At 72.2% G+C, this 26,141-nt stretch carries 26 protein-coding genes and 1 tRNA gene; 11 read left to right on the plus strand and 16 right to left on the minus strand.

Annotation, left to right across the window (positions count from 1 at the left end; genetic code table 11):
* Position 1: 1 nt before the first annotated feature.
* Both ACFWE1_RS03880 and ACFWE1_RS03885 read left to right on the plus strand, forming a co-directional pair.
* Positions 2-1,870: a helicase-associated domain-containing protein gene (locus ACFWE1_RS03880; protein ID WP_376932210.1), complete on the plus strand. Its 1,869-nt coding sequence runs from the start codon at positions 2-4 to the stop codon at positions 1,868-1,870.
* A gap of 57 nt (positions 1,871-1,927) precedes the next feature.
* Positions 1,928-3,574, plus strand: a complete 1,647-nt coding sequence (locus ACFWE1_RS03885; protein ID WP_376932211.1) for a DNA repair helicase XPB — start codon at positions 1,928-1,930, stop codon at positions 3,572-3,574.
* A gap of 30 nt (positions 3,575-3,604) precedes the next feature.
* Here ACFWE1_RS03885 and ACFWE1_RS03890 read toward each other — a convergent pair whose 3' ends face one another.
* Both ACFWE1_RS03890 and folP read right to left on the minus strand, forming a co-directional pair.
* Positions 3,605-4,327, minus strand: coding sequence for a pyrimidine reductase family protein (locus ACFWE1_RS03890; RefSeq protein WP_376932212.1), 723 nt, complete (start codon positions 4,325-4,327; stop codon positions 3,605-3,607).
* The gene (gene folP / locus ACFWE1_RS03895; RefSeq protein ID WP_376932213.1) at positions 4,324-5,259 is read right to left on the minus strand and encodes a dihydropteroate synthase; all 936 of its coding nucleotides are present in this window, start codon (positions 5,257-5,259) and stop codon (positions 4,324-4,326) included. The genes ACFWE1_RS03890 and folP overlap by 4 nt, the downstream gene beginning before the upstream one ends.
* 76 nt (positions 5,260-5,335) lie before the next feature.
* Here folP and ACFWE1_RS03900 point away from each other — a divergent pair, with 76 nt between their 5' ends.
* The 3 genes from ACFWE1_RS03900 to ACFWE1_RS03910 all read left to right on the plus strand — a co-directional run bounded on the left by ACFWE1_RS03900 (position 5,336) and on the right by ACFWE1_RS03910 (position 8,319).
* Positions 5,336-6,028 carry a response regulator transcription factor gene (locus ACFWE1_RS03900; RefSeq protein ID WP_022894322.1) on the plus strand — a complete coding sequence of 231 codons (693 nt, stop codon included), beginning with the start codon at positions 5,336-5,338 and terminating at the stop codon, positions 6,026-6,028.
* Between the two features lie 41 nt (positions 6,029-6,069).
* Complete coding sequence (locus ACFWE1_RS03905; RefSeq protein ID WP_376932214.1) at positions 6,070-7,851, plus strand: sensor histidine kinase; 1,782 nt, start codon at positions 6,070-6,072, stop codon at positions 7,849-7,851.
* A 177-nt stretch (positions 7,852-8,028) separates the two neighbouring features.
* Positions 8,029-8,319, plus strand: a complete 291-nt coding sequence (locus ACFWE1_RS03910; protein ID WP_376932215.1) for a WXG100 family type VII secretion target — start codon at positions 8,029-8,031, stop codon at positions 8,317-8,319.
* Positions 8,320-8,446: 127 nt separating this feature from the next.
* Here ACFWE1_RS03910 and groL read toward each other — a convergent pair whose 3' ends face one another.
* The 4 genes from groL to ACFWE1_RS03930 all read right to left on the minus strand — a co-directional run bounded on the left by groL (position 8,447) and on the right by ACFWE1_RS03930 (position 11,488).
* On the minus strand, positions 8,447-10,066 hold the full coding sequence (gene groL / locus ACFWE1_RS03915; RefSeq protein ID WP_376932216.1) for a chaperonin GroEL: 1,620 nt from the start codon (positions 10,064-10,066) through the stop codon (positions 8,447-8,449).
* 191 nt (positions 10,067-10,257) lie between these two features.
* Positions 10,258-10,461: a cold-shock protein gene (locus tag ACFWE1_RS03920; RefSeq protein WP_243567617.1), complete on the minus strand. Its 204-nt coding sequence runs from the start codon at positions 10,459-10,461 to the stop codon at positions 10,258-10,260.
* A gap of 162 nt (positions 10,462-10,623) precedes the next feature.
* A complete protein-coding gene (locus ACFWE1_RS03925; RefSeq protein WP_376932217.1) occupies positions 10,624-11,169 on the minus strand; it encodes a LytR C-terminal domain-containing protein in 546 nt (181 codons plus the stop codon).
* Between the two features lie 28 nt (positions 11,170-11,197).
* Complete coding sequence (locus ACFWE1_RS03930; protein ID WP_376932218.1) at positions 11,198-11,488, minus strand: DUF3263 domain-containing protein; 291 nt, start codon at positions 11,486-11,488, stop codon at positions 11,198-11,200.
* A 268-nt stretch (positions 11,489-11,756) separates the two neighbouring features.
* Between ACFWE1_RS03930 and msrB the strand changes: the two genes are divergently transcribed.
* Both msrB and ACFWE1_RS03940 read left to right on the plus strand, forming a co-directional pair.
* A complete protein-coding gene (gene msrB / locus ACFWE1_RS03935; protein ID WP_376932219.1) occupies positions 11,757-12,158 on the plus strand; it encodes a peptide-methionine (R)-S-oxide reductase MsrB in 402 nt (133 codons plus the stop codon).
* A 2-nt stretch (positions 12,159-12,160) separates the two neighbouring features.
* Positions 12,161-12,709, plus strand: a complete 549-nt coding sequence (locus ACFWE1_RS03940) for a nitroreductase family protein (protein ID WP_376932220.1) — start codon at positions 12,161-12,163, stop codon at positions 12,707-12,709.
* 4 nt (positions 12,710-12,713) lie between these two features.
* Here ACFWE1_RS03940 and ACFWE1_RS03945 read toward each other — a convergent pair whose 3' ends face one another.
* The 3 genes from ACFWE1_RS03945 to ACFWE1_RS03955 all read right to left on the minus strand — a co-directional run bounded on the left by ACFWE1_RS03945 (position 12,714) and on the right by ACFWE1_RS03955 (position 14,883).
* Positions 12,714-13,745: a DMT family transporter gene (locus ACFWE1_RS03945; protein WP_376932221.1), complete on the minus strand. Its 1,032-nt coding sequence runs from the start codon at positions 13,743-13,745 to the stop codon at positions 12,714-12,716.
* A gap of 1 nt (position 13,746) precedes the next feature.
* Positions 13,747-13,819 (minus strand) — tRNA-Thr (locus tag ACFWE1_RS03950).
* A gap of 128 nt (positions 13,820-13,947) precedes the next feature.
* On the minus strand, positions 13,948-14,883 hold the full coding sequence (locus tag ACFWE1_RS03955; RefSeq protein WP_376932222.1) for a DsbA family protein: 936 nt from the start codon (positions 14,881-14,883) through the stop codon (positions 13,948-13,950).
* A 246-nt stretch (positions 14,884-15,129) separates the two neighbouring features.
* Between ACFWE1_RS03955 and ACFWE1_RS03960 the strand changes: the two genes are divergently transcribed.
* Positions 15,130-16,230, plus strand: coding sequence for an ABC transporter ATP-binding protein (locus ACFWE1_RS03960; RefSeq protein ID WP_376932223.1), 1,101 nt, complete (start codon positions 15,130-15,132; stop codon positions 16,228-16,230).
* Positions 16,231-16,336: 106 nt separating this feature from the next.
* Entirely contained in the window at positions 16,337-17,653 is a 1,317-nt protein-coding gene (locus ACFWE1_RS03965) for a DUF4032 domain-containing protein (protein WP_376932224.1), read from the plus strand.
* Positions 17,654-17,713: 60 nt separating this feature from the next.
* Here ACFWE1_RS03965 and ACFWE1_RS03970 read toward each other — a convergent pair whose 3' ends face one another.
* The 5 genes from ACFWE1_RS03970 to ACFWE1_RS03990 form a co-directional block, all read right to left on the minus strand.
* Entirely contained in the window at positions 17,714-18,196 is a 483-nt protein-coding gene (locus ACFWE1_RS03970; RefSeq protein ID WP_376932225.1) for a pyridoxamine 5'-phosphate oxidase family protein, read from the minus strand.
* Positions 18,197-18,263: 67 nt separating this feature from the next.
* Entirely contained in the window at positions 18,264-19,298 is a 1,035-nt protein-coding gene (gene rlmB / locus ACFWE1_RS03975; RefSeq protein ID WP_376932226.1) for a 23S rRNA (guanosine(2251)-2'-O)-methyltransferase RlmB, read from the minus strand.
* Positions 19,295-20,725, minus strand: coding sequence for a cysteine--tRNA ligase (gene cysS / locus ACFWE1_RS03980; RefSeq protein ID WP_376932227.1), 1,431 nt, complete (start codon positions 20,723-20,725; stop codon positions 19,295-19,297). Before cysS ends, rlmB begins: the two co-directional genes overlap by 4 nt.
* A gap of 54 nt (positions 20,726-20,779) precedes the next feature.
* On the minus strand, positions 20,780-22,045 hold the full coding sequence (gene ispD / locus ACFWE1_RS03985) for a 2-C-methyl-D-erythritol 4-phosphate cytidylyltransferase (protein WP_376932228.1): 1,266 nt from the start codon (positions 22,043-22,045) through the stop codon (positions 20,780-20,782).
* Between the two features lie 67 nt (positions 22,046-22,112).
* Positions 22,113-22,595: a CarD family transcriptional regulator gene (locus ACFWE1_RS03990; protein WP_189083844.1), complete on the minus strand. Its 483-nt coding sequence runs from the start codon at positions 22,593-22,595 to the stop codon at positions 22,113-22,115.
* A gap of 160 nt (positions 22,596-22,755) precedes the next feature.
* On the opposite strand from ACFWE1_RS03990, the gene ACFWE1_RS03995 reads away from it, so the two are divergent.
* The gene (locus tag ACFWE1_RS03995) at positions 22,756-23,238 is read left to right on the plus strand and encodes a hypothetical protein (protein ID WP_376932229.1); all 483 of its coding nucleotides are present in this window, start codon (positions 22,756-22,758) and stop codon (positions 23,236-23,238) included.
* Positions 23,239-23,327: 89 nt separating this feature from the next.
* Here the strand turns inward: ACFWE1_RS03995 and ACFWE1_RS04000 are convergent, their stop codons facing one another.
* Together ACFWE1_RS04000 and ACFWE1_RS04005 are read right to left on the minus strand one after the other, a co-directional pair.
* Entirely contained in the window at positions 23,328-24,008 is a 681-nt protein-coding gene (locus ACFWE1_RS04000; RefSeq protein ID WP_376932230.1) for a response regulator, read from the minus strand.
* Positions 24,005-25,204: a sensor histidine kinase gene (locus ACFWE1_RS04005; RefSeq protein WP_376932231.1), complete on the minus strand. Its 1,200-nt coding sequence runs from the start codon at positions 25,202-25,204 to the stop codon at positions 24,005-24,007. Before ACFWE1_RS04005 ends, ACFWE1_RS04000 begins: the two co-directional genes overlap by 4 nt.
* 187 nt (positions 25,205-25,391) lie before the next feature.
* On the opposite strand from ACFWE1_RS04005, the gene phoU reads away from it, so the two are divergent.
* Positions 25,392-26,045, plus strand: a complete 654-nt coding sequence (gene phoU, locus ACFWE1_RS04010) for a phosphate signaling complex protein PhoU (RefSeq protein WP_376932232.1) — start codon at positions 25,392-25,394, stop codon at positions 26,043-26,045.
* The last annotated feature ends 96 nt before the right edge of the window (positions 26,046-26,141 follow it).

Raw genomic sequence — 26,141 nt, forward strand, 5'->3', positions numbered from 1 at the left:
TATGCTGCAGCTCGCCGCACAGCTCCGGGGCATGGGCCGCGACGAGCTGCGCGACGCGCTCGCCCTCCGCGAGTTCTCGACCGACGGCATCGCCGACCTCTTCGACCTGGCCGAGGCGCTCCTGCACCAGGACTCGCTCGATCACGTCATCGGCCGCCTCGACCGGCCGCACCTCGCGGTGCTCGCCGCGCTCGCGAGCGCCGAGCATCAGCTCGACGAGCACGGGCTCGCCGACCGCGTCGCCGAGCTCGGCGCCTCCGCGGAGCTCCGGCGCGGGCTGCCCACCCTCCTCGCCGGGCTGCGCGCGCGCCTGCTCGTCGTCGACGCGGAGGGCGGCCCGGAAGGCGCCCTGCACGTGCCGGCGGCGGTCACGGCCCGGCTCGTGCCCCGCCTCGGCGACGAGCTGCCGAGCATCGAGGAGCTCCTCGCCCCGGCGCCCCCCGTGCTGCACGCCGTCGACGAGGTCGACCGCTCCCTGCTGGCGCGGCGCGCCTCGGAGCAGGCGTACGCGACCGTCGCCGCCACCGCCGAGCTGCTCGCCGCCCTCGGCGCCCAGCCCGCGCGGGAGCTCGCGAAGGGCGGGCTCGCCCTGCCCGACGCGCGCCGCCTCGCCGAGGTCGCCGGCGTCGCCCTCGACGAGGTGCCGCGCCTGTTCGGCCGCGCGGTCGAAGCCGGCCTGGTCGTGCGCGACGGCGCGTACTGGCTCGAGTCCGACGCGGGCGCGGCCTGGTCGCTCTCCGGCCCGGCGGAGCGCTGGGCCGCCCTCGCCGAGTGCTGGCGCGAGCGGGTGCCCGCCGCCCTGCGCGAACTCGTGACCCGTCGCAGCGAGACGCTCTCCGCGGCGGCGTTCCGCGAGGACGTCCGCTGGCTCTACCCCGTCGGCGGCGACTGGCTCGACGCGGGCCTCGCCAGGCTCGCGGGCGAGGCGGAGGCCCTCGGGCTCGCGGTCGCCGGCGAGCCCGTGGAGCCGGGCCGGCTCGTGCTCAGCGGGCGGCTCGACGAGGCCGCCGCCCTGCTCAGAGCGCACTTCCCGGCGCAGGTCGACCGGGTCTACGTGCAGCACGACCTCACGATCGTCTCGCCCGGGCCCCTCGAGCCCGCGCTCGACGCCAGGCTGCGGGGGTTCGCCGACGTCGAGGGCCGCGACCTCGCCTCGAGCTACCGGGTCACCGCGGCGTCCGTGAACCGCGGCCTCGCGGCCGGCGAGACCGCGGAGTCGATCCGCGAGTTCCTCGGCGTGCTCTCGCTCACCGGCATCCCCCAGCCCCTCGAGTACCTCGTCGCCGAGGCGGCGGCGCGCTTCGGCGCGGTGCGGGTCTCCGCCGCCGACGACGGCGACGCGCCGGCGAAGAGCTCGGTGCGCTCCGACGACGAGCAGTTGATCGGCACCCTCGAGGTCGACCAGTCGCTGAGCGCGATCGGGCTGCGGCGCACCGGCCCGCACCGGCTGCTGTCGAGGTTCGCGCCGGACGTCGTGTTCTGGGCCCTCTCCGACGCCAGGTACCCGGTCGCCGCGGAAGACGCGGACGGGCGCATCCTCCGCCTGCAGCGGCACCGTCTCGCCCCGGCCCCGACGCCCGCCCCGGCCGGCGATCCGGTCGGCAAGCTGCTCGACGTGCTGCTCGCCGCACCGAGCGACGGCCCGGCGACCGAGCAGGCGTGGCTCGCCCGGCAGCTCGAGGCCGCAGCCCGGGCGAAGGAGACGCTGACCGTGACGGTCCGGATGCCCGGCGGCCAGACCGCCGACTACCTGCTCGCGCCGGCGAGCGTCGCGAACGGCCGGCTGCGCGCGCGCGACCGCAAGGCCGACATCGAGCGCACGCTGCCGATCTCCGCCATCGCCTCGGTCGCCCCCGCGCCGGAGTTCTGAGCGCCTGTTCCGGCGATGCGGCCGTGGGATGCCGGAACGGGCGTAGACTTGACGGTCATGTCAGACGGCCCCCTCATCGTGCAGAGCGACCGCACCGTGCTGCTCGAGGTCGCGAACCCGCTCGCCGAGGATGCGCGGCACGACCTCGCAGTCTTCGCGGAGCTCGAGCGCGCCCCCGAGCACATCCACACGTACCGCATCACGAGGCTCGGCCTCTGGAACGCGCGGGCCGCGGGGCACACCGCCGACGACATGCTCGGCACGCTCGAGCGCTACGCGAAGTTCCCGGTGCCGCAGACTGTCTCGGTCGACATGCGCGAGACCGTCGGCCGCTACGGCCGGCTCGTGATCGACCGCACCGACGACGGCGAGCTGCGTCTGCGCAGCGACGACCTCGCGGTGCTGACCGAGGTCGTCGGCGCGAAGCGCATCTCCCCGCTGATCGGGGAGCGCATCGACGACACGAGCTTCCTCGTCGAGCCCTGGGCGCGCGGACAGCTGAAGCAGGAGCTCGTGAAGCTCGGCTGGCCGGCCGAAGACCTCGCCGGCTACACGCCCGGCACCCCGCACGTCATCGACCTGGCCGAGAACGGCTGGCACCTGCGCGACTACCAGCAGAAGGCGGTCGACAACTTCTTCGACGGCGGCTCCGGCGTCGTCGTGCTCCCCTGCGGCGCGGGCAAGACGCTCGTCGGCGCGGGCGCGATGGCCACCGCGAAGACCACGACGCTCATCCTCGTCACCAACACGGTCTCCGCCCGGCAGTGGCGCGACGAACTGCTGCGCCGCACGAGCCTCACCCCCGAGGAGATCGGCGAGTACTCGGGCCAGACCAAGGAGATCAAGCCGGTCACGATCGCGACGTACCAGATCCTCACCGCCAAGCGGAAGGGCGAGTACGCCCACCTCTCGCTGCTCGACGCGCTCGACTGGGGCCTCATCGTCTACGACGAGGTGCACCTGCTGCCGGCGCCCGTGTTCAAGCTGACGGCCGAGCTGCAGGCCCGCCGCCGGCTCGGGCTCACCGCGACGCTCGTCCGCGAGGACGGCCGCGAGGGCGACGTGTTCAGCCTGATCGGCCCGAAGCGCTTCGACGCCCCGTGGAAGGAGATCGAGGCGCAGGGCTTCATCTCCCCGGCAGCCTGCTACGAGGTGCGCATCGACCTGCCGCAGTCCGAGCGGCTCGCGTACGCGGCATCCGCCGACGACGAGCGTTACCGGCTCGCCGCGACCGCGCCCGCGAAGCTCGGCGTCGTGAAGCAGCTCGTCGAGCGGCACGCGGGCGAGCGCATCCTCGTCATCGGGCAGTACCTCGATCAGATCGACGAGCTCGCCGAGACGCTCGGCGCCCCGCAGCTCACGGGCGCCACGCCGGTCGACGAGCGCGAGCGGCTGTTCCAGGCGTTCCGCGACGGCCGCACGCCGGTGCTCGTCGTGTCGAAGGTCGCGAACTTCTCCGTCGACCTCCCCGAGGCGACCGTGGCGATCCAGGTGTCCGGCTCGTACGGCTCGCGCCAGGAGGAGGCGCAGCGGCTCGGCCGGCTGCTGCGGCCGAAGGAGTCCGGGCTCTCGGCGAACTTCTACACCCTCGTCTCGCGCGACACCGTCGATCAGGACTTCGCCCAGAACCGGCAGCGCTTCCTCGCCGAGCAGGGCTACTCGTACACGATCCTCGACGCGCACGCCCTCGACGCCGCCGCCTGAGCTCGCGGCCGGGGTCGCCGCCCGATCCGGCTAGCGTGCGCTCGCGTACCTGAGCAGGAGCAGGTCGCCCGCCGGGATCGCGTGCACGAGGTGCATCCGCCGGGCGTGCTGGGTGAGGCCCTGCGCGATGCGCCCGGCGCTGCCGGACACGAGCAGCGGGCTGAGACTCAGGCAGAGTTCGTCGACGAGGTCGGCGTCGAGCAGCGCCCCGAACAGGTGCGGCCCGCCCTCGCAGAGGATCTGCGGCATCCCCCGATCGGCGAGCGCGTCGCGCACGAGCGCGGGCTCCACCCGCTCGGCCCCGCAGTCGACGAGCTCGGCGACGTCGGCGAGGGCCGCGCGACGAGCGGGGTCGGATGCCTCGTGCGTGAGCACGAGGGGCCGCCCCTCGGCCTCGGTGAACACCTCGTGGGCCGGGTCGAGCTCGAGCGCCGAGGACACGATCGCGATGCGGGGCGCGTCGGGCAGCCCGTGCTCGCGGCGCCAGGCGCGGTTCTCGGCGCGCAGCCGCAGCCCGCCGTAGCCCTCGGCCCGCACCGTGCCCGCCCCGACGAGCACGACGTCGGCGAGCGTGCGCAGCACGCCCATCGCGAGCCGGTCGGCGGGATCGCCGAGCCCGCCGCTGCGGCCGTCGAGGGTGACGGCCCCGTCGAGGCTCATCACGAAGTTCATCCGGATCCTGGGCGTCGCCCGCTCGGGGAGCGCGTAGGCGTCGAGCAGCTGCGCGCGGGTCACGCCGGGGTTCTCGCTCATGCGCTCTCCTCGTTCGGACCGTCGACCAGGTTGTGCTTCAGGTAGGCGGGCTCGCGCCAGCCCATGATCGCCTCGACCATCCGGGCCGCGTCGACCGACTCGGCCACGTTGTGCATGCGCAGGATGCGCGCGCCCTGCGCCGCGCAGAACACGGCGGCGGCGATCGAGCCGGCCAGCCGTCCGTCGCGCGGGCGGTCGAGCGACTCCCCGATGAAGTCCTTGTTCGAGACGGCGGCGACGAGCGGGAAGCCGAGGGCCGCGAACTCGCCGAAGCGACGGGTGAGCTCGAGCGTGTGCCGGGTGTTCTTGTTCAGGTCGTGCCCCGGGTCGAGCACGATCCGCTCCTCGGGCACCCCGAGCGAGACGGCGAGCGCGACGCGCTGCTCGAGGAAGGCGCGGACCTCGTCCACCACATCGGCGTACTCGGGCTTGGGGAACCACTGCCGGGGCTCGGCCCGGCTGTGCGTGATCACGAGGGTCGCGTCGGAGGCGGCGACCGCTTCGGCGAGCGCGGGGTCGTGGATGCCTGTGGTGTCGTTGATGACGTGCGCGCCCGCCGCGATGGCCGCCCGCGCGACCGCGCCGTGGAAGGTGTCGACGGAGAGGGCGGCGCCCTCGTCGCGGAGCGCCTCGACGACGGGCACGACCCGGTCGATCTCCTCGGCGACCGGGATGGCCGGGCCGGGCCCGAACTTCGCGCCGCCGATGTCGATCCACGCGGCGCCGGCGGCGATCGCGCGGCGGCCGGCTTCGACCGCCGCGTCGAGCCCGAACGTGGCGCCGCGGTCGTAGAACGAGTCGGGGGTGCGGTTCACGACCGCCATGATCTGGATCTCGCGCCGGTAGTCGACGTCGCGCCCGGCGATGCGGCGCACGGGGTGGCGGTACTGGGGCTCGACCCAGCCGAGCGCTCGAGTCGAGGGGGCAGCCATACCCCGAATCGTAGCCCGGCACGGGCGCGCAACTGACTCCCAGGCAGCTTCCAGCGAACGCTAAGAGAATGTGGCCATGAGCGACGGACCCCGAATTCTCATCGTCGACGACGAGCCCAACATCCGCGACCTGCTGACCACGAGCCTGCGTTTCGCCGGCTTCGCCGTCCGGGCGGTCGGCAACGGCGCCCAGACCATCTCCGCCGTGCTCGAAGAAGAGCCCGACCTCATCATCCTCGACGTCATGCTGCCCGACATGAACGGCTTCGGCGTCACCAAGCGCCTGCGCTCCGCGGGCTACACCGCGCCCATCCTGTTCCTCACCGCGAAGGACGACACGGAGGACAAGATCACCGGCCTCACGGTCGGGGGCGACGACTACGTGACGAAGCCCTTCTCCCTCGACGAGATCGTCGCCCGCATCAAGGCGATCCTCCGCCGCACCATGCACGCCGAGGAGGACGCGGTCATCCGCACCGGCGAGCTCACCATGGACCAGGACACGCACGAGGTGCTCGTCGGCGACGTGCCCGTCGAGCTGTCCCCGACCGAGTTCAAGCTGCTGCGCTACCTCATGCTGAACCCGAACCGGGTGCTCTCGAAGGCGCAGATCCTCGATCACGTGTGGGAGTACGACTTCAACGGCGACGCCGGCATCGTCGAGAGCTACATCTCCTACCTGCGCCGCAAGCTCGATCAGCACTCGGCCGAACCGCTCATCCAGACCAAGCGCGGCTTCGGCTACATGCTGAAGAGCTCCAAGCCGTGATCAGCGCTCGGCCAGGCTCGTCGGCGTAGGCTCGTCGTGCCATGAACCAGACGATCTTCGAGCGGTGGAACCGCATCTCGCTGCGCACGAAGATCACGGGCGTGACGGTGCTGATGCTCACCCTCGGGCTCCTGGTCTCCGGCATCGGCACGGCCGCGATGCTGCGCAGCTACGCCGAGCAGCAGCTCGAGAGCCGACTGCGCACGATCGCCTCCGGCGACGTGGTCTCGCGCTACTTCTACGGCGAGGACGGCGACTCGAGCGCCGACGGCCTCGACGTGCGCCCCTCCGACGACGTGTTCGTCGCGAAGTACGACCCCGAGACCGGCGACTTCCTGGCGCACAACTGGGAGGGGCGGCCCCGCGACGAGGTGCCGCTGTTTCCCTCGCAGCTCAGCATCGCCAAGGTCAACGAGATGAACGCCAACGGCTACGTCGTGCTGCCGTTGCCCGACCAGCACGGCGACCAGACCTTCCGCGCGGTGACGGCCCTCATCGACACGCACGGCAGCTTCATGCCGATCCTCATCGCGGTCTCGACCGCCGAGACCGAACGGCTCCTCGCCGCCTACCTCACGATCTTCCTCGGCTTCGGCCTCGGCGTCGTCATCGTCGGCGCGCTGCTCACCCGCATGCTCGTGACCTCGACGTTCACCCCGCTGCGAGAGGTCGAGCGCACCGCCGCGGCGATCGCCGACGGCGACTTCAGCCAGCGCCTCGACGGGGCGACCCCGAACACGGAGGTCGGCCGGCTGAACCGCTCGCTCAACACGATGCTGAACCGCATCGACCGGGCCTTCCGCGACCGCGCCCGCACCATCGACCAGATGCGCCGTTTCGTCGGGGATGCCTCGCACGAACTGCGCACCCCGCTCGTCTCCGTCCGCGGCTACGCCGAGCTCTACCGCATGGGTGCGCTGCAGACCCCGGAGGACGTCGGCCAGGCGATGGACCGCATCGAGAAGGAGGCCATCCGCATGGGCCTCCTCGTCGAGGATCTGCTCGCGCTCGCGCGCCTCGACGAGGCGAAGCCGCTCACCCTGAGCGAGGTCGATCTCGTCCCGCTCGCGCGCGACGCCGCCCTCGACGCCATGGCGGCGGCGCCCGCACGCACCGTCACCGTGATCGCCCCCGAGGCGAACGGCGACGAGCGCGGCGAGGAGCCCGCCGAGCTCGCGGTCGACCTCGACTCGCCGAACATGCGGGCCACGGGGCCGATCGCCTTCGCCGGCGCGACGCTCGCGCGCCTCCGGGGCCGGCGACTCTCCCAGCCGGCCCGGCGCCCGGCGGCGAAGCAGCCCGCCCGCGAGACGCGCGAGGCGCAGCGCCGACGCCAGCTCGACGCCGCGAGCGACCGCGGCGTGGTCGTCGATCCGGCCCCGACCGTGCCCGTGCCGATCGGCTCCGGCACGCCCGCCCCGGTGCAGCGCGCGATCGTGCTCGCCGAGGAGAACAAACTGCGCCAGGTCATCACGAACCTCATGGGCAACGCCATGCGCTTCACCGCCGACGACTCGCCGATCGAGATCCGGGTGAGTCTGGATGCCGCCGCCGAACGCGCCATGCTCGAGGTCGTCGACCACGGCGAGGGCATTCCGCCGCAGATCCGGGAGAAGATCTTCCAGCGCTTCTGGCGCGCCGACACCTCGCGAGCGCGCGAGACGGGCGGCACGGGCCTCGGGCTCGCGATCGTGTCCTCGATCGTGGCCGCGCACAACGGCACCGTCGACGTCGTCGAGACGCCGGGCGGCGGCGCCACCTTCCGCGTCTCGCTGCCGCTCGCCGATTCGGCCGCGGCACCGCAGCGCGTCGGCGCCCCCTGAGCACTGCGCGCACGGCCGGAGCGGGCGGGCCCGCGCAACGCCCCTCCTCCCCCGCCCCGTTCGGCGCCCGGGCATCCACCGTTCGCGGGCTCCGAGCCCCCGAGCCCTGCCGACGCGCCTACCGTCGAATCGCGTCCGGCGGCATCCCGCCGTCGGCGTCCGACCGGAGGGAGCACGATGACCAGTTACGCCGTCGACAGCGGCCAGGTGCTCGGCGCCACGCACGTGGTGCAGGGGACGATCGATCGCCTGCAGGGCGAGGTGGGCGCCCTGATGGGCCAGCTCACCGGACTGCAGTCGGTGTGGAGCGGGGCGGCGTCGGCCGCGTTCCAGGGTGCGGTCGCCGATTGGCGCGCCACCCAGCAGCAGGTCGAGGCGAACCTCGCCGCCCTGCGTCAGGCGCTGGCGCACGCCGGCGCCGCCTACGCCGAGGCCGAGCAGGCGAACACCAGGCTGTTCCTGCGCTGAGCCGGACGCGCAGCCGCGCCGCGAGCGGGAACGACGAAGGGCGCCTCCGGAACGGAGGCGCCCTTCGCGCGCTGCGGGGTGCTGGCACCCCGGTGCGGTGCGCTCGCAGTGAGCGCCCGCGTTCGGACTAGAAGTCCATGCCGCCCGTCGGGTCGGCGACCGGAGCGGCCGCCTTCTCGGGCTTGTCGGCGACGACGGCCTCGGTCGTAAGGAAGAGGCCGGCGATCGACGCGGCGTTCTGCAGCGCCGAACGGGTCACCTTGGCGGGGTCGATGATGCCCTGGGCGAGCAGGTCGCCGTACTCGCCGGTCGCGGCGTTGAGGCCGTGACCCGCGGGCAGCTCCGAGACCTTGTTCGCGACGACGCCCGGCTCGAGGCCCGCGTTGAGGGCGATCTGCTTGAGCGGCGCCTCGATCGCGACCTTGACGATGTTCGCACCGGTCGCCTCGTCGCCGACGAGCTCGAGCTTCTCGAACGCCGCCTTGCCGGCCTGGATGAGCGCGACGCCACCACCGGCGACGATGCCCTCCTCGACGGCCGCCTTCGCGTTGCGGACGGCGTCCTCGATGCGGTGCTTGCGCTCCTTGAGCTCGACCTCGGTCGCCGCGCCCGCCTTGATGACGGCGACGCCGCCGGCGAGCTTGGCGAGGCGCTCCTGGAGCTTCTCGCGGTCGTAGTCGGAGTCGGTGTTCTCGATCTCCTGGCGGATCTGCGCGACACGGCCGGCGATCTGCTCGGCGTCGCCCGCGCCCTCGACGATGGTCGTCTCGTCCTTGGTGATGACGACCTTGCGCGCCTGACCGAGCAGGTCGAGCGTGACGTTCTCGAGCTTGAGGCCGAGCTCCTCGCTGATGACCTGGCCACCGGTGAGGATGGCGATGTCCTGCAGCTGGGCCTTGCGGCGGTCGCCGAAGCCGGGAGCCTTGACGGCGACCGACTTGAAGATGCCGCGGACCTTGTTGACGATCAGGGTCGCGAGCGCCTCGCCGTCGACGTCCTCGGCGATGATGAGCAGCTGCTTGCCGGTCTGGATCACCTTGTCGACGATGGGCAGCAGGTCCTTGATGTTCGAGACCTTGCTGTTCGCGATGAGGATGTACGGGTCCTCGAAGACCGCTTCCTGGCGCTCGGGGTCGGTGACGAAGTACGCCGACAGGTAGCCCTTGTCGAAGCGCATGCCCTCGGTCAGCTCGAGCTCGGTGCCGAAGGTGTTCGACTCCTCGACGGTGACGACGCCCTCCTTGCCGACCTTGTCGATCGCCTCGGCGATGATCTCGCCGATCTGGGGGTCGGCGGCGGAGATCGACGCGGTGGCGGCGATCTCGTCCTTGGTCTCGATCTCCTTCGCGGCGGAGAGGAGCTCCTCCGAGACGGCCGAGACGGCCTTCTCGATGCCGCGCTTCAGCGAGATGGGGTCGGCGCCGGCGGCAACGTTGCGGAGACCCTCGCGCACGAGCGCCTGGGCGAGGACGACCGAGGTGGTCGTGCCGTCACCGGCGACGTCGTCGGTCTTCTTCGCGACCTCCTTGACGAGCTCCGCACCGATCTTCTCGTACGGGTCGTCGAGCTCGATCTCCTTCGCGATCGAGACGCCGTCGTTCGTGATCGTGGGGGCGCCCCACTTCTTCTCGAGGACCACGTTGCGGCCGCGCGGGCCGAGGGTGACCTTGACCGCGTCGGCGAGCGTGTTCAGGCCGCGCTCGAGCCCACGACGGGCTTCCTCGTCGAAAGCGATGATCTTTGCCATGAGTTTCCTCTCGTCCCTTCACGGACGTCAAAAGAATGGTGGTTAGCACTCGAAACGACTGAGTGCTAAGACGATTCTGGCACTCTGCGTTCGAGAGTGCAAGGCGAGCGGATCACCGCCGACATCCCGCCGGGCGGACACGACAGAACGCGCCCCCGCCGACCGGGAGCGCGTTCTGGAACGGTCGCGACTCAGACGGCGCGCACCGATTCGGCCTGCGGGCCCTTCGATCCGGTGCCGAGCTCGAAGGCGACCTGCTGGCCCTCCTCGAGCACCTTGTACCCGCTCATGTCGATCGCGGAGTAGTGGACGAAGACGTCCTGCCCACCTCCATCGACCGTGATGAAGCCGTACCCCTTCTCAGCGTTGAACCACTTGACGGTTCCGTTCGCCATGCTCACTCCCAGATTCGCACTCGAACGACGGCAGAGTTGCGCGTCGGCTCAGCATGCTCACAGAGCCGGCGGGCGCGCGCAAGAGCCTGAATGGCGGGAAAGGTCGCAGAATGGCAACGATTCTCCGCTTCAGCCGGGACCCGGCAGCCGGCGTCCGCCAGGTCAGCCGGCGTTCGCCGCCGCGTAGTCCGCGCCGAGGACGACGGTAATCGTGCCGCCGGTCTCCGCGATGGAGGGATCGAGCCCGACGTCGCCGACTCCGAGCGCGCCGAGCACGCCGCGCGCCGCGCCCTCGAGCTCCTCGCTCGCGTAGTAGACGATCGTCGTCTCGATGGTGTCCTCGCTCGCGTTCGCCGCCGAGGACACGGGCACACCGGCGGCCTGCAGCGCCTCGGAGGCCGTCGCGGCGAGCCCGCTCGTGTCCGTGCCGTTCAGCACGAGCACCGGCACATCGGGGGCGACGGTCGGCGCGGCGGTCTCGACCGGCTGATCCGACTGGGGCGGCGTCGAGGGCTCGGCGAAGTCGAGGCGGCCGTTGAAGATCATGAGGCCGATGATCCCCGCCGCGACGAGGACCAGGGTCACCAGTGCGGCGATGCCGAAGGCGAGCCATCCGCGGCCGCGCCGCTCGGGAGCACGGTGGGCGCCGACGCGGTCGATGCCGTTCGGCAGGCTGTCGAATCGGTCGCGGGGAAAGTTCTGCGCCATGGGTCCAGTTCGATCGTCGGGGCCGCGCTCAGTCGAGCGGCCGGCCGGGCGTGGGAGTCCGGAGCGCCCGTGCGGCGACGCGGGCGTCGCGCAGGCGCAGGAGGCGGTTCACGAGGAGCGGATCGTGTCGCAGCGCGGCGGGCTGCTCGATGATCCCGCTGAGGAGCCGGTAGTACCTGGCGCCGCTCAGCCCGAGCTCGTGGCGGATGGCCTCGCTCTTGGCGTCGGCGTCGGGCCAGGACCGCGCCTCGAAGGCGAGGATGCGCACGGAGCGGTCGTCGAGCGCGGCGTCCGCGCCCGTCGTGCCGCTTGCGCCCATCGTCTCGCCTCCAGCTCTCGCCGCGCGGTGCGCGCCTCGAAGCACATCCTAGGCTCGGGCCGCCGAGAGGAGGCCGCGCGCACGGCGTGTGTTCGGCATCCAGCGGCCCTCGGGGCGCCGGGAACAGCACCGCACCCGCGCACGTTGTATGACGATGCCGGGTTTGCCCGGCGCGCCGAGCCTGCCACGATGGAGCTGGCGGCGATCGCGCGAGCCACCCCGGCTCGCGGATCCGCCCGGCGCGGAACGAATCGAGAGGATTCCGAGAATGAGCTATCGGGTCGACAAGAGCGACGAGCAGTGGCGCCAGGAGCTCGACCCCGAGCAGTACTCCGTGCTGCGCGAGGCGGCGACCGAGCGTCCGTGGACGGGCGAGCTGCTCGACGAGCACCGCGCCGGGGTCTACCAGTGCGCCGCGTGCGGCGCCGAGCTGTTCAAGAGCGGCACGAAGTTCGACTCCGGCTGCGGATGGCCGAGCTTCTACGAGTCCGTCCGGCCGGAGGCGGTCGAGCTGATCGAGGACACGAGCCTCGGCATGGTGCGCACCGAGGTGCGCTGCGCGAGCTGCGGCTCCCACCTGGGGCACGTCTTCCCCGACGGCTTCGGCACCCCGACCGGGGATCGCTACTGCATGAACTCGATCGCGCTCGACTTCACGCCGGAATCCTGAGCGTGGCCTCGGCGAGGGAGGCGGCGCTCCGGCGCCGCTCCTCCCCCAAGGTGACCGAGCGCGCGCCCGACGACGCCGAGCTGCTCGAGCTGCTCGCGGCCGCCGGGCGGGTGGCCGACCACGGCTCCCTCGCGCCCTGGCGGGTGATCGCCCTCCGCGGCGACGCCCGCGCAGGGCTCGGCCGGGCACTCGGCGAGGCGGCATCCGCCCGGGGCGCCGACCCCGAGAAGGTCGCCGCGAAACCGCTGCGCGCACCGCTGCTCGTCGCGGTCGTCGCGACAACCCGCCCGCACTTCAAGGTGCACGCCTGGGAGCAGGAGGCGGTCGCGTCCGGCGTCGCCCACGTGCTCAGCCTGCTGCTCGATGAGGCCGGCTGGGGCGTCATGTGGCGCTCCGGGCCCTACACGCGCGATGCGGCCGTGGCCGAGTTCCACGGGCTCGCCGAGGGCGAGCTCCTGCTCGGTTGGCTCTACGTCGGCGGTCGCCCGGAGGAGCCCCGGCCCGAACGGCGTGATCCCGACGTCGCGGAGCGCTTCGAATCGCGCGGCTGAGCCGTTACGCGCCGCCGCTCTTCGCCGCGTGCGCGTGCCGCGACCAGCGGACGCTCGCGACGATCACGGCGACGAGGGCGAGCACGGTGCCGCCGACGGTGGCGAACTCCAGCGGACGCTCGGCCGTGGGCAGCAGCAGGTCGAGCGCGAGGGCTGCGGCGAGCTGCCCCGCCACTCCGCACAGGGCGAGCAGGAGCACGCCGATCGTGCGGACGACGGCCGCCTGCGCCCCGATGAAGACGCAGCCGAGCGCCCCGCCGACGTAGAGCCACCAGGTGCCGGGCAGCGCCGGGAACCCCGCGATCGCGCCATGCACGACGGCCGCGACGACGAGCGCGATCGTGCCGCCCAGGAAGTTGCCGAAGGTGGCCGTCAGCGCGCTCCCCGCGGCCTGCTTGACCCGCCCGTTCACGGCCTGCTGCCAGCCGACACCGACGCCGGCCGTGAACGGCAGCAGCATGAGCAGGAGCGGCACGTCGTGCGCGAGCTGCGCCGAGACGGCCCAGGCGATCGCGCCGAGCGCGAGGAGGGCGCCGAGCACCCGGGTCGGCGTCAGCCGTCGACGGCCGCCCGGGCCCAGCCCGATGAGGTCGAACAGGATGCCGCCGACGGTCTGCCCGGCGACGATCGCCACGGTGAACAGCGCCACCCCGAGCGTCGCGGCGGAGAGCCCCTGCGTCGTGACGAACCATGCTCCGGCGAGCCCGCCGAGGAGCATCCACCAGGCGAGCCGACGGTCCGCGAGCGCCGCGCGCACCCGGCCGAGGCCGACGCGGCCCGGCTTCCACACGCACAGCGCGAGCGAGAGGATCACGAGCCCGCTGCCGAACGAGATGGCGGCGGCCGTGTACGGGTCGCCGACCACGCGGGCGAACTCGCCGTTGATGCGCGACTGCACGGCGGTGAGCCCGCCCGCGGCGACGGCGATGACGAGTGCGAGCACCACGGGCAGCTGACCGCGCTCGAGGTGCTGGTGCTCGGCGGGGCCGGCCGAGGAGCCGGCGCCCGCTGACTGGGAACGGTCGATGGAGGTCAAGTGCCGGCTACAGGACTTGAACCTGCAACCCCCGTATTACAAGTACGGTGCGCTACCAATTGCGCCAAGCCGGCGGGCGAGTGGCCACGCCCATCCTAGCGGCGGGCACCGCCGGACGGCCGCGCCGGGCGCAGACGCCGAACGGCCCGCCCCGCGCGGTGCGGGGACGGGCCGTTCGAAGGCGGATGCCTCGACGCGAACGCTACTGGGCGGGCGTCGGGGTGGGCGTCTCGCTCGGGCTCGGCGTCGAGTTCGTGAAGCTCTGGCTCGCCGCCTGGGTGACGAAGGCCTGGAACTCGGTCGGCTCCGAGAGCGAGCCGGTGTACTGCTTGCCGTTCACGAGCACCGTCGGGGTGCCCTTCACGGACTCGACCTCGGTCGTGTTCGGCAGCGGGCCGCTCAGGGCGCGGTTCGTCGCGTCCTGCACCCAGCTCTTGAACTGGACGTCGTCGATGCACTTCTCGACCTTCGACAGCGAGCCGACGCCGGCCTGCTTCGCCAGCTTCTTGATGTCGTCGTTGCTGAGACCGGTCGAGCCCTCGGCGGGCTGGTTGTCGAAGAGGGCGTCGTTGAAGTCGAGGAAGTTCTCGGGCGACAGGTCGGCGACGCACGCGGCCGCGTTGGCGGCGCGGAGGGAGTACTGGGTGCCCGCCGAACGGTTCGTGAGGATCGCGATGGGGTGCACCTCGAGCGTCGCGGCGCCCTGCTCGACCATCGTCTTGATGGCGTCACGGTTCGTCTGCTCGAACTGGCCGCAGTAGGGGCACAGGTAGTCGATGTACGTCACGATGTTCGCGACCTCGCCCGAGTCGTCCTGCTTCGTCGGCGTGGGCTTGCCGCCGGCCGGGGTCGCGGGCGTCTCGCTCGGGGTCACCGCGCCGTCGGTGCCCGTGAACACGATGCCGTCGCTCGCCATGTTGCGCGGACCGGGACCAGCCGGCTTCATGCTGCTGAAGATCAGCCCGCCGATGAGCGCCGCGATCGCGACGACGGCCACGATGATGCCGCCCTGGAGCAGGACCTTGTTGCGGCGTTCCCGCTTCTTCTGCTCCTCGCGGAGGGCCCGGGCCTTCTCACGCGCCGCCTCTCGGCGGTCATTCTTGCTGGGGCGAGGCTGATTCGATCCGCCGTTGCTCATCGATGGTCACTCCGGGTCGCTGTGGGGGCGCACGTCTGCATGCGAACGCACCCACGATAGTAGGAACGGTGCCTGGGAATCACCCAAACGGCGGCTGGACGCGCACGGAGCCCGCCGGGACTCCCCCGCTCGGGGGCCGGGTCGGCACCCCCTCCACCGTGTGCGATACTGAGCGGGCGTCATCGTCGACGCGTTTCCATCACTACGGATCGTCCGGCACGTACCTGCCGGTGAAGGAGAACCATCATGGCATCTGTCACGTTCGACCAGGCCACCCGCCTGTACCCGGGCGGCACCCGCCCGGCCGTCGACAAGCTCGACCTCGAGATCGCCGACGGCGAGTTCCTCGTCCTCGTCGGCCCGTCCGGCTGCGGAAAGTCCACCTCGCTGCGCATGCTCGCCGGCCTCGAAGAGGTCAACGACGGCAACATCTTCATCGGCGACCGCAACGTCACCGACGTGCCGCCGAAGGACCGCGACATCGCCATGGTCTTCCAGAACTACGCGCTCTACCCGCACATGACCGTCGCCGAGAACATGGGCTTCGCGCTCAAGATCGCCGGCGTCGGCAAGGAGGAGCGCGCCGCGCGCGTCCTCGAAGCCGCCAAGCTCCTCGACCTCGAGCCCTACCTCAGCCGCAAGCCGAAGGCGCTCTCGGGCGGCCAGCGCCAGCGCGTCGCCATGGGCCGCGCGATCGTGCGCCAGCCGCAGGTCTTCCTCATGGACGAGCCGCTGTCGAACCTCGACGCCAAGCTCCGCGTGCAGACGCGCACCCAGATCGCCTCGCTGCAGCGCCGCCTCGGCGTCACCACGGTCTACGTCACCCACGACCAGACCGAGGCGCTCACCATGGGCGACCGCATCGCCGTGCTGAAGGACGGCCTGCTCCAGCAGGTCGGCACCCCGCGCGACCTCTACGAGAAGCCCGCCAACGTCTTCGTCGCCGGCTTCATCGGCTCGCCCGCGATGAACCTGTTCCAGGCCGACATCGCCGACGGCGGCATCCGCTTCGGCACCGCCGTCGTGCCGGTCGAGCGCGACGTGCTCGCCCACGCGAGCGGCTCGCAGGTCACGATCGGCGTGCGCCCCGAGGACATCCAGGTGTCCACGACCGCCGGCGAGGGCCTCGAGGTGAAGGTCGACCTCGTCGAGGAGCTCGGCGCCGACGGCTACCTGTACGGCCACTCGGAGATCGAGGGCAAGCGAACCGACATCGTCGCCCGCGTCGACGGCCGCGCCCACCCCTTCGCCGGCGACACCGTCTACCTCACGCCGACCCCGCACCACGTGCACGTCTTCGACGCGGAGTCGGGCGAGCGCCTCGGCGCGCGCGTCGTGGCCGGCTGAGCCCGACCGACGAACACCGGATGCCGGTCGGGAGCGATCCCGACCGGCATCCGCCGTTTCCGGGCCGCACCGGCCGGGGACGGCACGCACCTGGAAGGATGGGCTCATGAGCGGCTCCCTCTCGATCACCTCGGCGATGGCCGATCCGGCCCTGCTCGACCTGCCGTGGGACCTCCCGCTCGAGTCCTGGCCGAGCGACACCATCGCGGCGCTCCCGAAGGGCATCTCGCGCCACCTCGTGCGCTTCGCGCACCTCGGCGAGCACATCGTCGCGATCAAGGAGACCACCGCTGAGATGGCGAAGGGCGAGTACGAGATGCTGCGCACGCTGCAGCGGCTCGAGATCCCCTGCGTCGACCCCGTCGCGGTCATCACGAACCGCACGGATGCCGAGGGCGAGGAGCTGAAGCCGGTGCTCGTCACCCGGCATCTGCGTTTCTCGCTCCCGTATCGGGCGCTGTTCTCGCAGACGCTCCGGCCGGACACGGCGACGCGGCTCGTCGACGCCCTCGCGGTGCTGCTCGTGCGCCTGCACATCGTCGGCTTCTTCTGGGGCGACGTCTCGCTCTCGAACACGCTCTTCCGGCGCGACGCGGGCGCCTTCGCCGCGTACCTCGTCGACGCCGAGACCGGAAAGCTCTACGAGGGCGGGCTGTCGAACGGGCAGCGCGAGAACGACCTCGAGATCGCCCGGGTGAACATCGCCGGCGAGCTCCTCGACCTCGAGGCCGGCGGCCGGGTGGCCGACGAGCTCGACCCGGTGCGCATCTCGAACGGCATCGTCGACGCGTACCGCGCCCTCTGGACCGAGCTCACGGGCTCCGAGTCCTTCGAGGCGGCCGAGCGCTGGCGCATCAACGAGCGCGTGCAGCGCCTGAACGCCCTCGGCTTCGACATCGAGGAGCTCGCGATCAAGACCGACGAGTCCGGCACGACCGTGCGGATCCAGCCGAAGGTCGTCGACGCCGGGCACCACCAGCGCCGGCTGCTGCGCCTCACCGGCCTCGACACGGGCGAGAACCAGGCCCGCCGGCTCCTGAACGACCTCGACTCCTACCGCGCGAGCTACGGCAAGACGGAGCTCGACGAGGAGATGGTCGCGCACGAGTGGCTGATGCGGGTGTTCGAGCCGGTGGTGCGGGCGATCCCGAGCGAGCTGCGCGGCAAGCTCGAACCGGCCGAGGTCTTCCACCAGCTGCTCGAGCACCGCTGGTTCATGGCGCAGCGGGCCGGCCACGACATCCCGCTCGCCGAAGCCGTGACGAGCTACATCAACACCGTGCTGCGCCACCGCCGCGACGAGGCGACCGTGATCGGGCCGCCAACCGACGCCTTCACGGCCGCGATCGAGGTCGTGCCGGACACGGCCTCCATCGCCGCCGTCGACCCGGACGACGAGCGCGACTGGCGCCTCAACGTCTGAGCCGGGCCATCCGCCCGCCGGGGCTCAGCGCTCGATGACGCTTCAACGCTCGATGACGTCTCAGAGCTCGACGACGCGGTTCTCGCCGATCTCGGGCTGCTCCTTCGTGAAGAAGGCCTTGACGGCCTTGGCCGCCGCGACGACGCCCGGCTCGGTCAGCGCCCAGTACTCCGCGCTCGCCGGCAGCACTTCGAGCACGACGAGCTCGGGGTCCTCCCGACCGCCGGGGAACCAGGCCTCGGCCGCGGGCCCCCAGAGCTCGTCGACCGCGCCCGCTTCCCCCTCGACCACCCGCGCGACGCCCGCGATGGAGAGGTAGCCGCGCTTCGACGAGTACGCGACGTTCACCCGGGGGTGCTCGCGGAGCTCCTCGAGCTTCGGGCTCGGGTCCTCGACGAGGAAGCGGAGCGTGCCGTCGAAGCGCTCCTGCAGCGCCGCGAGCGGGCGCGCGTGCAGCGCGCCGCCCTCCCCCACCGTGGTGAGCATGGCCACGTCGGCGGCGTGGACAAGGTCGGAGATGCGGTCGTATGCGTCCTGTTCCATGCCTCGACGCTACGGAGGGGGACGCTGCGGCGCCGCCCCCTTGACAGCCGCCCGGCGGGGCGCGACCCTATGCCGACTCGGCGGCGCGGAGCCGAGCGACCTCGTAGAGCGCGACCGAGACGGCGATGCCGGCGTTGAGCGACTCCGTCGCCGCGCTGATGGGGATCGAGACGATCGCGTCGCAGGTCTCGGTGACGAGCCGCGAGAGGCCCTTGCCCTCCGAGCCGACCACGATGACGACGGGGCGGTCGGCGAACTCGAGCCCGGGCAGCGACACGTCGCCGCCGCCGTCGAGGCCCAGCACGAAGACGCCGCGCTCCTTCAGGGCCTTGAGCGTCTGGGTGAGGTTCGGCGCCATCGCGACCGGGATGCGCGCCGCGGCGCCCGCCGAGGTCTTCCAGGCGGCCGCGGTCACGCCGACCGAGCGGCGCTGCGGCACGATGACGCCCTGGCCGCCGAACGCGGCGGTCGAGCGGATGATCGCCCCGAGGTTGCGCGGGTCGGTGATGCCGTCGAGGGCGACGAAGAGCGGCGTCTCGTCGCCGGCGAGCACCTCGTCGAGCAGCTCGATCGGGTGCGCGTACTCGTAGGCCGGCACCTTCAGCGCGAGGCCCTGGTGCACGCCCCCGTCGCCGGCGAGGCGGTCGAGCTCGGGACGGGTGACCTCGAGCACGGGGATGCCGCGGTTCGTCGCCATCTTGAGCGATTCGCGCACCCGGTCGTCCATCTCGACGCGCTGCGCGAGGTAGAGGGTCGTGGCGGGCACCTTGGTGCGGAGCGCCTCCACGACCGCGTTGCGGCCCGTCACGATCTCGGACTCGTCGCCCGAGCGCGAACGCTGCGAGGCGCCCGAGGCGCCGCGCGGGGCGCCCGGGCGCTGCGAGCGGCCCTTCTGGCCGGCGCGCCCCTTGCCGCCGGCGGCTTCGTACCGCTCCTGGGCGGCCTTGCGCTTGCCGGCGACGTGCCAGCTCCGGTCTTCGGCCTTCGGCGTGGGGCCCTTGCCCTCGAGCGCCTTGCGCCCGTGTCCGCCGGTGCCGACCTGCTTCGAGTGCGCGGCCTTGCGGACGGCTCCGGCGCGCGGCTTTCCGCTGCTGCCCTTCATGAGAGGCTCCAATGGGTCGAGGTCTGACTGTCTTCGATGGTGATGCCCGCCTCGGCGAGCTCGGTGCGGATGCGATCGGCCGCCGCCCAGTCCTTCGCGTCGCGGGCGGCGCGTCGGTCGTCGAGCAGGCGTTCGACGAGCACGCCGAGCGCGGTGGCCGCAGGGCCCGCGTCGTCGCTCGCCCAGTGCGGGTCGCGCGGGTCGATGCCGAGCACCTGCACCATGGCGGCGACCTGCCCGTGCGCGACGGCGGCCTCGTGCAGCTCTTCGGCGTCGAGGGCGTTGTTGCCCGCCCGGACGGTGTCGTGCAGCACGGCGAGCGCCTGGGGCACGCCGAGGTCGTCGTCCATCGCCTCGGCGAAGGCCTCGGGCACGACGGGCGCGCCGACCCCGGCGAAGCGGGTGCCGGCGAGCCGGCGCTCCACCCGGGCGAGGAAGGTGCGGATGCGATCGACCGCCGCCTCCGCGACGGTGAGCGACTCCGGGCTGTAGTCGAGCGTCGAGCGGTAGTGCGCCTGGCCGAGCAGGTACCGGATCGCGAGTGGGGAGGCGAGCGCGAGCAGCTCGGCCGCGTAGACCGAGTTGCCGAGCGACTTCGACATCTTCTGGCCGCCGATGTTCACGAGGCCGTTGTGCACCCAGTAGCGGGCGAAGCCGTCGCCCGCCGCGGTCGACTGGGCGAGCTCGTTCTCGTGGTGCGGGAAGCGCAGGTCGAGCCCGCCGCCGTGGACGTCGAACTCGGGGCCGAGGTAGCGCGCCGCCATCGCCGAGCACTCGATGTGCCAGCCGGGGCGGCCCTCCCCCCACGGCGAGGCCCAGGCCGCCGAGTCGGGCTCGTCGGCCTTGCGCCCCTTCCAGAGCGCGAAGTCGCGCGGGTCGCGCTTGCCCCGGGGGTCGGCGTCGGCCGCGGCCTCCATGTGCTCGCGCGACTGCCGGGTGAGCGAGCCGTAGTCGGCCCAGCTCGCGGTGTCGAAGTAGACGTCGCCCGAGCCGTCGGCGGCCGGGTAGGCGTGGCCGCGCTCGATGAGCCGGGCGATGAGCTGCTGCATCTGCTGCACGCTCGCGGTGGCGCGCGGCTCGTAGCTCGGCGGCAGGATGCCGAGCGCGGCGTAGCCCGCGGTGAACTCGAGCTCGATCCGGTACGCGAGCGCCCACCACGGCTCGCCCGCCCCGCCCTGGCCCTCGCGGTGGGCGGCGTCGAGGATCTTGTCGTCGATGTCGGTGACGTTGCGCACGAAGGTCACGTCGAAGCCGCGGTAGGCGAACCAGCGGCGCAGCTGGTCGTAGACGAGTGCGCTGCGCAGGTGGCCGATGTGCGGGCTCGACTGCACGGTGGGGCCGCACACGTACATGCCGACGCGTCCCTCGTGGAGGGGGACGAAGTCGCGCAGCGCCTGGGCCTTCGTGTCGTAGAGTCTGAGCGTCACCGCTCCAGCCTACCGGCGGGCGGGCGCGGGAACCTGGGCGGGCGGGCCGGAGCGTCAGGCGGGCAGCAGCAGCGCGGTTGCGATCGCGGCGATGCCCTCGCCGCGGCCGGTGAAGCCGAGCCCGTCGCTCGTCGTCGCCGAGACGCTGACCGGCGCGCCCACGAAGCGGCTGAGGAGCGCCTCGGCCTCCTCGCGGCGGGGCGCGAGCTTCGGCCGGTTGCCGACGAGCTGCACGCTCACGTTGCCGACGACGAAACCCGCCTCGCGGACCCGCCGCACGGTCTCGCGGAGGAACACCTCGCCGTGCGCGCCGCCGAGCTCGGGGTCGGCGGTACCGAAGATGCGGCCGACGTCGCCGAGCCCCGCCGCGGCGAGCAGGGCGTCGCAGATCGCGTGGCTCGCGGCATCGCCGTCGCTGTGCCCCGCGAGGCCGCGCTCCCCCGGCCACTCGAGCCCGGCGAGCCAGAGCGGCGTGTCGTCGTCGGCGAAGGCGTGCACGTCGACGCCCGTGCCGACGCGGGGCACGAGGACGCGCGGCTCCACGACGGGCTCGGGCGGGAGGATGGACGGCTCGGGTTCGACGGCATCCGGCGCGGGGACGGCGGAGGCCTCGTCGCCCGAGGCCGCGTCGCCGGCCGTCTCGGCGACGAGCTGCTCGGCCCGGCGCAGGTCGGTCGGCACCGTGATCTTGAACGCCCGCACGTCGCCGGGTACGACGTCGACCTGCACGCCGGCCGCCGCGGCGAGGGCGGCGTCGTCGGTGAACTCGCCGCCCGCGAGGCGGTAGGCCCGCTCGATGGCGCCGCGCGGGAAGCCCTGCGGGGTCTGCACCGCGGCGAGTTCTGCGCGATCGACGGTCTCGACGACGCTGCCGTCGGCGACCCGCTTGACCGTGTCGACGACGGGAAGCCCCGGCACGACGCCGTGGCCGCGGGTGCGCACCGCGGCGGCGACCTCGTCGAAGAGGAGCGAGGGGGTGAGCGCCCGTGCCGCGTCGTGCACGAGCACGACGCCGATCTCGGGGGCGAGCTGGGCGAGCCCGGCGGCGACGGAGTCCTGCCGGAGTTCGCCGCCGGCGACGACGACGAGCGCGGCCGAGGCATCCGCGCTCGCGAGCAGCTCGGCCCGGGTCTGGTCGACGCGCTCGGCCGGCACCACGACGACGAGCTGCACGGGCTCGCGCATGCCGAGCACGCCGCGGACGGCGTGCGAGAGCAGGGTGCCGTCGCCGAGCGGCACGAAGGCCTTCGGCTCCGGGCGGCCGAGCCGGGTGCCGCTGCCCGCGGCGACGACGATGACGGCGACGGAGGGTGTGCTCACCCTCCGAGCGTACCGCCAGCGCACGGCGGCCGGACGGCGGGCGTCCGCCGCCGAGCGCGGCCGTGGCTCAGGAGGCGAGGACCTCGTCGAGCACGACCGAGGCCTGCTCCTCGTCGGTCTTCTCGGCGAGCGCGAGCTCCGAGATGAGGATCTGCCGGGCCTTCGCGAGCATGCGCTTCTCGCCGGCCGAGAGGCCGCGGTCCTGATCGCGGCGCCACAGGTCGCGCACGACCTCGGAGACCTTGATCACGTCGCCCGAGGCGAGCTTCTCGAGGTTCGCCTTGTAGCGGCGCGACCAGTTGGTCGGCTCCTCGGTGAACGGCGCGCGCAGCACCTCGAACACGCGGTCGAGGCCCTCCTTGCCGATGACGTCGCGGACGCCGACCAGATCGACGTTCTCAGCGGGGACCTCGATGACGAGGTCGCCCTGCGTGACGTTCAGCTTGAGGTAGAGCTTCTCTTCGCCCTTGATGATCCGTTTCTTCACCTCGGTGATCGTTGCAGCGCCGTGGTGCGGGTAAACGACGGTCTCGCCAACCTCAAAAAGCATGAATGATAGTCCTTTCGGCAACTTTCAGGATATCACATCGAGGATCGTGCTAAGGTATGCGGCCCTCCACGGGCATGCACTTCCGTAGGCTATGCTCGACACGATTCCCACGCGTGCGCGACGGCCGATCCGCGCGCACGGCTTCGGACTTGGAGGTTCTGTGAAGGCGCGTCTCGCGGCATCCGCCGCTCTCGCTCTCGGTATCGTCATCGGCGCCAGCGGCTGCTCGATGCTCACCTACCAGGCGACCACCGAGCACTACGACGCGAGCGACGGCGTCTCCGTCAACGTCGGCGACCTCGACCTCCGCAACGTCCTCGTCGTGAGCGACGACGGCGAGCAGGGCAACCTCGTGATGACGGTCGTGAACCGCGGCGACGACGACGCCGAGCTGAACGTCGAGTTCGGCGACGGCAGCACCGTCACCGAGCCGATCACGATCGCCGCCGGCAGCACGGTCGCGTTCGGCGTCGACGACATCGAGGGCCTCGAGGTGCAGGAGCCCGTGCTGCTCGACGGCATCGACTCGATCCCCGGCTCGCTCATGCCGATCTTCTTCCAGTACACCGGCGCCGAGGGCCAGGAGATCAACGTCCCCGTCCTCGACGGCGCGCTCAAGGAGTACGCCTCGCTCGTGCCGTAAGGCGCCCGCGAACGAGACCCCGGCTTGCCGCTTCGCACGAAGCGGCGAGCCGGGGTCTTTCGCGCGGCGGCGCGGCCGCCCGGCCCGGCTCAGGCCTCGAAGCGGTAGCCGAGGCCGCGCACCGTCACGAGCTGCACCGGCTCGGACGGGGAGACCTCGATCTTCGAGCGGATGCGCTTGATGTGCACGTCGAGCGTCTTCGTGTCGCCGAAGTAGTCCGACCCCCAGACCCGGTCGATGAGCTGACCGCGGGTGAGCACGCGACCGGCGTTGCGCATCAGCAGCTCGAGCAGCTCGAACTCCTTCAGCGGCATCGGCACCGCGGCCCCGTCGACCTCGACGGTGTGCCGGTCGACATCCATCCGCACCCGGCCCGCCTCGAGCACGGCGTCGTCGAAGTCCGCGGCATCCACCCGGCGGCGCAGCACGGCGCGCACCCGGGCGAGCAGCTCCCTCGTCGAGTACGGCTTCGTGACGTAGTCGTCGGCGCCGAGCTCGAGGCCCACGACGATGTCGATCTCCGAGTCCTTCGCCGTCAGCATGATGATCGGCACGCTCGAGCGGTTGCGCAGCTCGCGGCAGACCTCGGTGCCCGGCAGGCCCGGCAGCATGAGGTCGAGCAGCACGAGGTCGGCGCCGTCGCGATCGAAGGCCTCGAGGGCGTCGCGGCCGTCGGCGGCGACCTCCACCTCGTAGCCCTCGCGCTCGAGCAGGAAGCCGAGCGGGTCGGACAGGGCGATCTCGTCTTCGACGAGCAGGATTCGAGTCACGTGACGGCTCCTCGGGATGCGGGGGCGGGATCGATCGAGGCGGGCGACGGGCCCGCCTCGTCCTGGGGCTCGACGGCCGCGGCGAGCGGCAGCCGGATCGTGAAGGTCGAGCCGCGGCCGGGCTGCGACCAGACGCGGACGTCGCCGCCGTGGTTCTGCACGGTGTGCTTCACGATGCTGAGGCCGAGGCCGGTGCCGCCGGTGTTGCGGCTGCGAGCCTGGTCGACGCGGTAGAACCGTTCGAAGACGCGGTCGAGCTCGTCGGCGGCCATGCCGACGCCCTGGTCCGTCACGGAGATCTCGACGGCGCCCTTCTTCGTCGAGACGCCGACGCCGACCCGGCCGCCCTCGTTGGAGTAGGCGATCGCGTTCGCGATGAGGTTGTGCACGGCCACCGCGAGGAGCGCCCGGTCGCCGTAGACCTCGGCCCGCTTCGCACCGCGCACCGCGACGTCGATGTCCTTCGCCTGCGCGACCACCCGGTTCTGGTCGACGGCAGCGGCGACGACCTCGTCGATCCGCACGATCTCGTCCGGCCGCAGGGCATCCTTCGCCTGGAGCTTCGAGAGCTCGATGATCTCGCCGGTGATGCGGGCGAGGCGCTGCGCCTCGACCTCGAGCCGCCCGGCGAAGCGCTGCACCTGCGCGGGTTCGTCGGCGGCCTCGCCGAGGGCCTCGGCGAGGAGGCCGACCGAGGCGATCGGGGTCTTCAGCTCGTGGCTGATGTTCGCGATGAAGTCGCGGCGCACCTCGTCGAGGCGGTGCGCCTCGGTACGGTCCTCGACAACGATGAGCACGAAGCGGGCTCCGAGCCGGGCGACCCTGACGCTCACGAGCATGGTCTGCTCGCCGAACGGGCCGCGGGCGAGCTCGAGCTCCTCGGCGATCGGGTCTCCCGTGCGGCGCACGCGCCCGGCGAAGTCGAGCAGATCCTGGTGGGCGAGCGTCTGCCCGCGCACGAGCCCCATGGCCAGCGCGCCGGGCGAGGCCCGCAGCACGTTGTTCGACGGGTCGACCACGACGCCCGCCGAGTCGAGCACCTCGAGCACCTGGTCGACGCCCTCGGGCACGCTCGGGGTCGCGACGTTCGCCGCGCTCTGCCCGCGTCGTTCGGCCATGTGCAGCACGACCATGAAGGCGGCGCCGAGGAAGAGGCCGAGGGCGAGCGCTGCGACCACCACCCAGGTGGAGTCCATGGCTCCCACACTAACGATGCGTGAAGGGTGCCCGTCGCCGATCGGGCCGAATACGACGGTACGTTGGTCAGTGTTCAGGAGAACGGCACCTGCTGTTCACCTTCGATCGGGAGGATTGCCGCGCCGGTCGGAACCGGTGCATCGGCGCGTCCGTGCCGAGGCAAGAGAGGTGTGAGGATTCACAGTCATGCGTGAGGTGTTCCAGCAGGAGCTGCGCGAGGTCCAGGACCGGCTCGTCGAGATCGCCGGTCTCGTCGCGGAGTCGATCGACAAGGCCACCCGTGCGTTCAACGAGTCCGATGTGGCGCTCGCGGAGGAGGTCATCGCCGACGACCACGGCATCGACCAGGCGGCGCTCGCCCTCGACGAGCTCGCGATCACGATCCTCGCCCGGCAGCAGCCGGTCGCCCGCGACCTGCGCATCGTCGTCAGCGCGCTGCGCATCAGCGCCTCGCTCGAGCGGATGGGCGACATGTCCACGCACATCGCGCAGCTCGCGCGCTACCGCTTCCCCGACAAGGTCGTGCCGAAGACGCTCCGGCCGACCTTCGCCGAGATGGGCCGGCTCGACGTCGAGATCGCGAAGAAGCTCACCGAGCTGCTGACGACCGAGGACGTGGAGCTCGCCGAGCAGATCCGCAACGAGGACGACGAGATCGACGCCCTGCACCTGCAGGTGTTCGACAAGGTGCTCGGCGAGACCTGGAAGGGCGAGGCCGTCGACACCGTCGACGCGACGCTCGCCAGCCGCTACCACGAGCGCTTCGCGGACCACGCGGTGTCGATCGCGAAGAAGGTGCAGTACCTCGCGACGGGCGACTGGGCTCCCGACGCGCCGTAGCGCCGCACCGGCGCAGATGCCGAGGGCCGGTGGATCGGATGATCCACCGGCCCTCGCTGCGTCGTGCGCTCGGTTCCGCCCGGCGCCGGGCTCCTT

It is taken from the genome of Agromyces sp. NPDC060279, from assembly GCF_042726785.1.
GTDB lineage: Bacteria > Actinomycetota > Actinomycetes > Actinomycetales > Microbacteriaceae > Agromyces.

What these genes read in the sequence shown, in the direction of transcription:
- ACFWE1_RS03880 (WP_376932210.1), top strand. Translation starts at nt 2, where the DNA reads ATGCTGCAGCTCGCCGCACAGCTCCGGGGCATGGGCCGCGACGAGCTG.
- ACFWE1_RS03885 (WP_376932211.1), top strand. Translation starts at nt 1,928, where the DNA reads ATGTCAGACGGCCCCCTCATCGTGCAGAGCGACCGCACCGTGCTGCTC.
- ACFWE1_RS03890 (WP_376932212.1), bottom strand. Translation starts at nt 4,327, where the DNA reads ATGAGCGAGAACCCCGGCGTGACCCGCGCGCAGCTGCTCGACGCCTAC.
- folP (WP_376932213.1), bottom strand. Translation starts at nt 5,259, where the DNA reads ATGGCTGCCCCCTCGACTCGAGCGCTCGGCTGGGTCGAGCCCCAGTAC.
- ACFWE1_RS03900 (WP_022894322.1), top strand. Translation starts at nt 5,336, where the DNA reads ATGAGCGACGGACCCCGAATTCTCATCGTCGACGACGAGCCCAACATC.
- ACFWE1_RS03905 (WP_376932214.1), top strand. Translation starts at nt 6,070, where the DNA reads ATGAACCAGACGATCTTCGAGCGGTGGAACCGCATCTCGCTGCGCACG.
- ACFWE1_RS03910 (WP_376932215.1), top strand. Translation starts at nt 8,029, where the DNA reads ATGACCAGTTACGCCGTCGACAGCGGCCAGGTGCTCGGCGCCACGCAC.
- groL (WP_376932216.1), bottom strand. Translation starts at nt 10,066, where the DNA reads ATGGCAAAGATCATCGCTTTCGACGAGGAAGCCCGTCGTGGGCTCGAG.
- ACFWE1_RS03920 (WP_243567617.1), bottom strand. Translation starts at nt 10,461, where the DNA reads ATGGCGAACGGAACCGTCAAGTGGTTCAACGCTGAGAAGGGGTACGGC.
- ACFWE1_RS03925 (WP_376932217.1), bottom strand. Translation starts at nt 11,169, where the DNA reads ATGGCGCAGAACTTTCCCCGCGACCGATTCGACAGCCTGCCGAACGGC.
- ACFWE1_RS03930 (WP_376932218.1), bottom strand. Translation starts at nt 11,488, where the DNA reads ATGGGCGCAAGCGGCACGACGGGCGCGGACGCCGCGCTCGACGACCGC.
- msrB (WP_376932219.1), top strand. Translation starts at nt 11,757, where the DNA reads ATGAGCTATCGGGTCGACAAGAGCGACGAGCAGTGGCGCCAGGAGCTC.
- ACFWE1_RS03955 (WP_376932222.1), bottom strand. Translation starts at nt 14,883, where the DNA reads ATGAGCAACGGCGGATCGAATCAGCCTCGCCCCAGCAAGAATGACCGC.
- ACFWE1_RS03960 (WP_376932223.1), top strand. Translation starts at nt 15,130, where the DNA reads ATGGCATCTGTCACGTTCGACCAGGCCACCCGCCTGTACCCGGGCGGC.
- ACFWE1_RS03965 (WP_376932224.1), top strand. Translation starts at nt 16,337, where the DNA reads ATGAGCGGCTCCCTCTCGATCACCTCGGCGATGGCCGATCCGGCCCTG.
- ACFWE1_RS03970 (WP_376932225.1), bottom strand. Translation starts at nt 18,196, where the DNA reads ATGGAACAGGACGCATACGACCGCATCTCCGACCTTGTCCACGCCGCC.
- rlmB (WP_376932226.1), bottom strand. Translation starts at nt 19,298, where the DNA reads ATGAAGGGCAGCAGCGGAAAGCCGCGCGCCGGAGCCGTCCGCAAGGCC.
- ACFWE1_RS03990 (WP_189083844.1), bottom strand. Translation starts at nt 22,595, where the DNA reads ATGCTTTTTGAGGTTGGCGAGACCGTCGTTTACCCGCACCACGGCGCT.
- ACFWE1_RS04005 (WP_376932231.1), bottom strand. Translation starts at nt 25,204, where the DNA reads ATGGACTCCACCTGGGTGGTGGTCGCAGCGCTCGCCCTCGGCCTCTTC.
- phoU (WP_376932232.1), top strand. Translation starts at nt 25,392, where the DNA reads ATGCGTGAGGTGTTCCAGCAGGAGCTGCGCGAGGTCCAGGACCGGCTC.